The sequence below is a fragment of the Pseudomonas sp. genome, assembly GCF_036387035.1.
Classification (GTDB): Bacteria; Pseudomonadota; Gammaproteobacteria; order Pseudomonadales; family Pseudomonadaceae; genus Aquipseudomonas.
The window spans coordinates 1-7,114 of sequence record NZ_DASVUM010000028.1 but is presented as its reverse complement, the minus strand read 5'-3'; the positions used below and the strand labels follow the sequence as shown (position 1 = coordinate 7,114).

General features: G+C 63.7%; 5 protein-coding genes. 3 read left to right on the top strand and 2 right to left on the bottom strand.

The annotated features are described in order from the left end of the window. Window positions 1-1,042 (top strand): acyclic terpene utilization AtuA family protein (locus VF672_RS02795; protein ID WP_331101219.1); only part of this gene is annotated, 1,042 nt, incomplete at its 5' end. Continuing rightward, the gene (locus VF672_RS02790) at window positions 1,039-1,356 is read left to right on the top strand and encodes an AtuA-related protein (protein WP_331101217.1); all 318 of its coding nucleotides are present in this window, start codon (window positions 1,039-1,041) and stop codon (window positions 1,354-1,356) included. The genes VF672_RS02795 and VF672_RS02790, both read left to right, overlap by 4 nt. A gap of 204 nt (window positions 1,357-1,560) precedes the next feature. On the opposite strand, the gene VF672_RS02785 is transcribed toward VF672_RS02790, so the two are convergent. Together VF672_RS02785 and VF672_RS02780 are read right to left on the bottom strand one after the other, a co-directional pair. Next, window positions 1,561-2,271 (bottom strand): DUF3142 domain-containing protein, encoded by a 711-nt coding sequence (locus tag VF672_RS02785; RefSeq protein ID WP_331101221.1) that lies wholly within the window; start codon window positions 2,269-2,271, stop codon window positions 1,561-1,563. A 17-nt stretch (window positions 2,272-2,288) separates the two neighbouring features. Then, window positions 2,289-4,454 carry an outer membrane assembly lipoprotein YfiO gene (locus VF672_RS02780; RefSeq protein ID WP_331101215.1) on the bottom strand — a complete coding sequence of 722 codons (2,166 nt, stop codon included), beginning with the start codon at window positions 4,452-4,454 and terminating at the stop codon, window positions 2,289-2,291. Window positions 4,455-4,663: 209 nt separating this feature from the next. Here VF672_RS02780 and VF672_RS02775 point away from each other — a divergent pair, with 209 nt between their 5' ends. After that, on the top strand, window positions 4,664-6,847 hold the full coding sequence (locus VF672_RS02775) for a TonB-dependent siderophore receptor (RefSeq protein WP_331101213.1): 2,184 nt from the start codon (window positions 4,664-4,666) through the stop codon (window positions 6,845-6,847). Window positions 6,848-7,114 lie beyond the last annotated feature (267 nt).

Genomic DNA, 7,114 nt, shown 5'->3' with positions numbered 1-7,114 from the left:
GGGTGTGCAGGGGCTGAAAGTCGCGGCGGTGACCGGCGATGATGTGCTAGCGGTGTTGAACGCAAACCCTGAGCTGCGGCTGGACAACGGTGAAACCGTGGGTTCGCTGGGCGACCGGCTGATTTCCGCGAATGCGTATCTCGGGGCGCAGGGGATTGTCGAGGCGCTGAAGGCCGACGCCGATGTGGTGATCACGGGCCGTGTCGCTGACCCCTCGTTGTTTCTGGCGCCGCAGCTGTTCGCGTTCGGTTGGGCAGAGGATGACTGGACCCGCCTGGGGCGCGGCACGCTGATCGGCCATCTGCTGGAATGCGCCGGGCAGATCACTGGCGGCTACTTTGCTGATCCGGGTGTTAAAGAAGTGCCGGATCTGGCGCGCCTGGGGTTTCCGTTGGCTGAAGTCGACGCCGAGGGCAGGGCGGTGATCAGCAAGGTCGCAGGCTCGGGCGGGCGCCTCGACACGGCCACCTGCACCGAGCAGATGATCTATGAGGTGCACGACCCGGCGGCGTATCTCACCCCGGACGTGACCGCGGATTTTTCCGGCGTCTCGTTTAATCGGGTGGCGCCCAATGAGGTTCGGGCCGAAGGCGCCGATGGCCGCGCGCGTCCGCCGACGCTGAAGGTGTCGGTCGGTTATCTCGACGGCTGGATCGGCGAGGGCCAGATTTCCTATGGCGGCCCAGGCGCGCTGGCCCGGGCGCAACTGGCGCGGGACGTGGTGCTGGAGCGTCTGCAACTGATCGGCGTGGCCTTCGATGACGTGCGCGCCGAGCTGATTGGCGTGGACGCATTGCACGGTAACGCGCTGGGTTCGCGGGCAGCGGCCGAGCCATGGGAAGTGCGGCTGCGTGTCGCTGCTCGCTGCGCTGTAAAGGCCGACGCCGTGCGCATCGGCAACGAAGTCGAAACCCTTTACACCAACGGCCCTTATGGCGGCGGCGGCGCGACCAAAAGCGTGCGGCAGGTGATAGCAGTGGCGTCGTTGCTGATGCCGCGCGAGGCCATCAAAGCGCAGGTACATGTGGAGGACGCATCATGAGCACCGTGAAATTGCGCGAACTGGCCCACTCCCGGACCGGCGACAAGGGCGATACCTCGAACATCTCGGTCATCGCCTTCCGGCCCGAGGATTACCCGCGACTGTCGCAAGCGCTGACGGCCGAGCGGGTGGCGAAGCATTTCGCCGAGCTGTTGGGGGACGATGTTTCACGTGTGCGGCGTTACGAGCTGCCCAATGTTCATGCGCTGAATTTTGTTCTGCCGGGCATTCTCAAGGGCGGCGTCACACGGTCACTGGCCCTCGACGCCCACGGCAAAGCGCTGGGGGCGGCGTTGCTGGACATTGAAGTGTGAGATCGAGCGGTGCGGTGCCGCGACCGACGCCTTCCCGGCTGAAGCCGGTCCCACGGGGTGCGCGGTGTGTTCATGTTACCGGGTTTTTCCCGGGTGACGCCGGCCCCGGCGCGGGACGCAATGTTGTAGGGCTGCTTTAGCCGGGATGCGGTCAGTGATCACGGCGCATTCCCGTTGGCTTTGCATGAAACGCGTCGCCTTCATCTACTTCTGATTCAGCAAAAACACCACATACCCTCGAAACCACGGGCTGTCCCGCAGATACCCGGGTGGCTGCCATTCTCCTCCCTGCACCAGACCGATCCTGAACGGCAGGCCCAGCCGGGAGATGCGCGGCAGGTACGCGGCGTAGTCGGGAATGCTGTGGCGGCCCTGGTAGGTCTGCACCACCACTTCATCGACCACGCCTTTCAGCTCGCCGATGGCCTGGGAATCCCCATTGCTGCTCCAGTCCATCAACCCGGTGACGCTCAGCTTCAGCTCAGGCTTCAGGCGCTGGCGCAGGTCCTTCAGAAACGCCACATAGTCATGCAGATAACGGGTGCGCGCGTCGAAATCGATTTGCACGCCGGCGACCGCCGTACCCGCGTCCCGCCAGCGTTGCACCTGGCCCAAGACCTGTTTGTAAACCGGTTCGGGCCAGCGCAGGGTATGGGCGCGGTAGACGATCCACACCTGCGCCTGCGGTAAACGCCTGACGCTCATCCCTTGCGCGATCAGCACCGCCGTTTGCCGGTCCTGACGCGGCGCACTGATCTGGCCTTGCAGCACATACAGCGTCTTCGCCTGGTCCAGCACCGGCTGGGTCGCCACGCCGCTCCACAGCCAGAAGGCGTCGTGGTCGCGGGCGTCTACTGCCGCCCATGCCATGCCGCTGCTCAAGCCTGCGAGGAGCAGGCCGGCAAGCACCGGCATGCGAAACAGCGCGCTGATCACCAGTAGTACTGCAGCGATTTGCCCCAGCTGGTGGCGCCGTAAGTGGTTTTGAGCTGTTTGAACCAGCCTTTGCGTACCGCCGGCGTTACGTCCTTGCCACCGCAACTGTTATACCCGGATGGCGCGTAGCAATTGATCGCACGGAACAGCGCGTAGGCCTTGTCGTCTCGCGCGGCCTTGCTGTTGGCGATCACGGTCTGGTAACCGTCCAACCGCGAGAACACGTCGCCCTTGAAGCCGGGTTCGCTGCCACCCAACTCACCCGCGCCGCCTTTCTGGTCCAGCGGCATGCTGTCCAAACCGTTGCGCAGGATGAACTCACCCAGACAGTTCAGGCCTTTGGCGTCCTTGTCGTTGGCCTGCAGCGCGGCGGCGATCTCGCCGATGCTCGGGCAGGCGTAACCGGATTCGGCCTTGGCACCGTTCCAGCGCAAGAGCTGCAGCGTCTGGCCGGCGCCGTAGACATAACCCAGGCTGGTGCCGAGTCGGGTGTCGGCAGGCGACGGCGGCAGGCTGTTCAGATCATCGGCGAACGCGGCGTACTGGCTGTGCAGCAGGTCTTTGTAGAGCAGGACGAACTGTGCAGTGGCTTTTTCGGTGTCGCTGATGCCCTGACCGATCTGCTGACGCAGCAGCGTGGCGTCGGCCACCTTGCCCAGCAGAATCAGCCGCACTTGAGCGGACTTGATCGGGGAGTCGCTGGCGAACACCTTCGTCAGCTGCCCGCTGCGCTCATAGTTCATTGCCAGCGCCAGTTCCAGTTGTTCGCGCTGCAAGGGTTGTTGCGCCAGGGGCAGCAGCTTCAGCCACAGCGCTTGAGCGGCCGGCAGGTCGTTGCTCGCTTCCAGGGCCAGGCCTCGCAGGGTCTGTTGGCTGAAAGCGAGATAATCAAGGGTATCCGGCACCTCGGCGGGCAGGTGCTTCAGCGCGTCGGCGGGCTTCTTGTCGACGTAGAACGCGAAGGCGGCCTGAAGGTAGTCGAACATCGCCGGTTGCTGGGTGAACAGCGCTTTTTGCGCCTGGAGATTCTCCCGCGTCAACCGGTTCGGCAGGTCCGGACGCATGATCATCAGGTCATGGGTCGCAGTCATCAACGGCGAGGGCGTGGCGTCGGTCAGGGCCGTCAACAGCTTGTTGTCGGCTTCCTGAATCAAGGCTTCCGGCGAGTCGGAAGCTTGCGCCCCGCCGGTTTGGGTCAGTTGCCGGGTGTAATCGGCGGCCAGCTGCGCGGTGTCTCCGGCGAGCCAGTGAACCCGACGCAGCAGCCCGGTGGCGGAGCGGCTGTAGCGGCCGTCGGGGTAGGCGCCGAGGTACTGGTCGAAGGCTTCGGCGACGCGTGCATAGGCGGTGCGATCGTGGTCTTCCTTCAGGCTGCCGTATTCATCGAAAGCGTCTTGTTGCGCAGCGTTGAGCCGGGTCCGCGCGACCATGTACAGCGCCGTTTCCTTGAGCCACGGCTGTGTGCTGTCGGCGAGGCGGGCGAAGCCGTTTTCGGCATCGCTGAAGCGTCCGCTGTAAAAATCCGAGGCGGCGCGCAGGTAGGTGGCGAAGGGCTTGGCGTCAGGCGACTGGGCATCGGCCGGCAGCAGGCTCGACAGTGCGCCTGCTTCCCAGGTGCAGGCGTCCAGCAGTTGCAGGCGGGCGCGGGCCAGCGACTGGCGTTCGGTGGCGGTCAGCCCTTCGGTGTCAACCAATTGGGCTATAAAATCAGCGGCGCTCTCGTCGCGATTACTGCGGCAGCGGCTGCCTTCTCCCTGCAAGAAGGCCTGGCCTGCGGTGTCGTTGCTGTCGCGGCCCAGGCCCAGCTTGCCCAGCAGGTCGGCCATGGCCGCTGCGCCTGACTCCTCGCTTTCGTCGCCCTCGATCTCGTCGTTCACCAACCGGAACGCCGCAAACGGTACCGGGCCATAGCCTTCGGCAAGCTCCTCCTCGGTCAGTGCGTTGGGCTTGAGCGTCAGCGCCTTGCGGTCCGCGAGCAGCAGCCGCAGGTTGACGCGGCTGTCATTGCCGGGCGTGAGGAAAGGCAGGTTATTGCAGACGTCCAGCGAATCGTGCAACAGCGACCAGTTGGGGTAACAGGCGTCATCGCTGCTGGCCTGGGCCTGGCCGGCCAACGTCGCGCCGATGATCAATGCAAGAGGAGTCAGGGAGCGGATACGCATGAACAATCCTTGATTTCGCTACGTAAGAAGGGAGGAAGCGGGCGGAATGATACAGGGTGTTTCGTGCCGTCCATCGAGCACCACCCGCCATTCGCTCGAAATTATTTTCAGATTCAGCTGAGGTAAATCGCGTCAGGGTACGTGTAGTGAGAATCAGATGCGTTTCGCAACGCACGTTTCTCTTCTCGCCGCCTCAGGTTCCTCCTTCGATGACAGCTCAATCCGGTTTTCGCGTGTCCGCTTTACCCGCTCTTCGTCCCGCATCGTTTTTGAGCCTGTGCTCCGCGACCGCGCTGTTGTGCTCGCTGGGCATGAGTACCTTTGCCGACGCTGAAGAAATGCAGCTGGACGCGGTCAACATCGACGCCACGTCTCAGCCCGAGTTGAGCGAGACCGAGCACAGCCGTAGCAGTTATCAGGCGCGCAAAGCGACCGTCGCCACGCGCACTGAGGCGCCGCTGGTGGAAGTGCCGCAGAGCGTCAACGTGGTCACCAATCGCGTCATTGAAGACCGCCAGCCGGCCAGCCTGGACGAGGCGATCAATGCGGTCAGCGGCGTCAAGCAGGGCAACACGCTGGGCGGCACTCAGGACGCGATCCAGAAGCGTGGCTTTGGCACTAACCGCGACAACTCGATCATGCGCGACGGCATGCAATCGGTGCAGGCGCGCAACTTCACCCCGACCACCGAGCGTATCGAAGTGCTCAAGGGCCCGGCGTCGATGCTCTACGGCGTGCAGGACCCGGGCGGCGTGATCAACGTGGTGACCAAGAAACCGCAGCTGGTCGAAGCGCGTTCCCTGTCGGCCTTCGGCAGCAGTTTCGGCGGCGGCGGCGAGCAGATCGACCTCACCGGGCCGATCGGTACCAACGGCTTGGCTTATCGGGTGATTGCCGACAAGCAGAACTACGATTACTGGCGCAACTTTGGCAGCATCGACCAGTCGGTGATCGCACCCTCCCTGGCCTGGTTCGGGGACGACACGACCGTGTCCGTGGCCTACGAGCACATGGAATATTCGGTGCCGTTCGACCGTGGCACGCAGATCAATACCCAGACCGGCAAGGTCCTGGACATCCCGCGCAGCCGGCGCCTGGATGAGCCGTTCAACGTCACCACCGGGCGCTCCGATTCCCTGGACTTGCGCATGGACCACCGCCTGAATGACATCTGGACCCTGCGCACCGGCTATGCCTACAGCCGCAACTATTACAACGACTACCAATCGCGATTCATTTCGGCCAATAACACCACCGGCGCGGTGACCCGGCGCGGGGACGCCACTCGCGACGCCGTGCAGGTCGCGCACACCGCGACCGTCAGCGCGCTCGGCAATCTGTACTGGGGTGACGTGCGCCACGAGCTGCTGATCGGCGCCGACTACATGAAGAACGACCGTGACCTGGGCGATCTGTACCGCAGCGCCAACAAGGTCGACTTCAACTACAACGCGCCGGTGTACGGGGTGACGCCGGAGCCGAGCACGGTCAGCGCCGCCAACAGCGACCAGACCGATCATCTGCGCACCCACGCGTTTTTCGTTCAGGACGCCATGCACCTGGGGGAGAAGTGGATCCTGCAAACCGGCCTGCGCTATGACGCGTTCGACGAACTCACCGGCAAGGGCCGGTCTTTCGTGGTCGGTGCCGACGTGAAAGACAGCAAAGTCGTGCCGCGTGTCGGGCTGGTGTACCTGATCCAGCCGGACTGGTCGGTGTACGGCAGTTACACCGAGTCGTTCCGCCCCAACACCTCCGTTTCCTCGCCGATCGGCGACCTGCCGCCGGAAGAGGGCAAGGCCTACGAAATCGGCACCAAGTTTCAGAACGACGCCGTGACCGCGACGGTGGCGCTGTTCACCATCAACAAGCAGAACGTGCAGACCAGCGAAGCGTGCGGCACCGAGACGTGCACGCGGGTGTCCGGCGAGGTGCGCTCGCGTGGGCTTGAGGCTGACATCACCGGGCAGTTGAACGACGTCTGGAGCGTCACTGGTAGCTACGCTTACACCGACACGAAGGTTCTGGAAGACCCGATCCTCAAGGGTCAGCCGCTGGACGGTGTGTCGAAACACACTGGCGCACTGTACCTGACCCGTGATTTTGGGCACGTTGGCGTGGGTGATTTGCGCGCCGGTGCCGGTGCGCGGTTTGCCAGCCGTTGGGGTGTGAACGATGGCGCGGGGAAGGAGTATGACTTGCCGTCGTCGCAAGTCGCCGATGCGTTCGTGGCTTATAAGGTGAAGCTGGATGAGCGTGATGTGACGCTGCAGTTGAATCTGAAAAACGTGTTTGACGAGAAGTATTACACCTCGGCGAGCGGGTTGGGGTCGCCGGCAATTTCCATCGGCGAGCCGCGGCAGTTGGTGGCGCGGGTGAAGCTGGATTTTTGATTTTCAGAATCCGGATCGGGATCAGGATCAAAATCTGGGGCGTCTGCCTAACGGCCTCGGGTTTCGCCTTCGGCGAGTTACTTTTAAAAAGCACTAAAAGTAACCAAAAGTGCCTGCTCTCGGTTGGGCCCTTCCTTCGTCAGGGTTCCTTCACTCCGGTCCCGCTCCGTGGGCCCGCCGCCATCCGCCATCCATGGCGGGGGGCGGCTCTCGCGGCATCCATGCCGCTCGGCCCACTCCGCGAAACCTGCGTTCAGCCTGCACCCA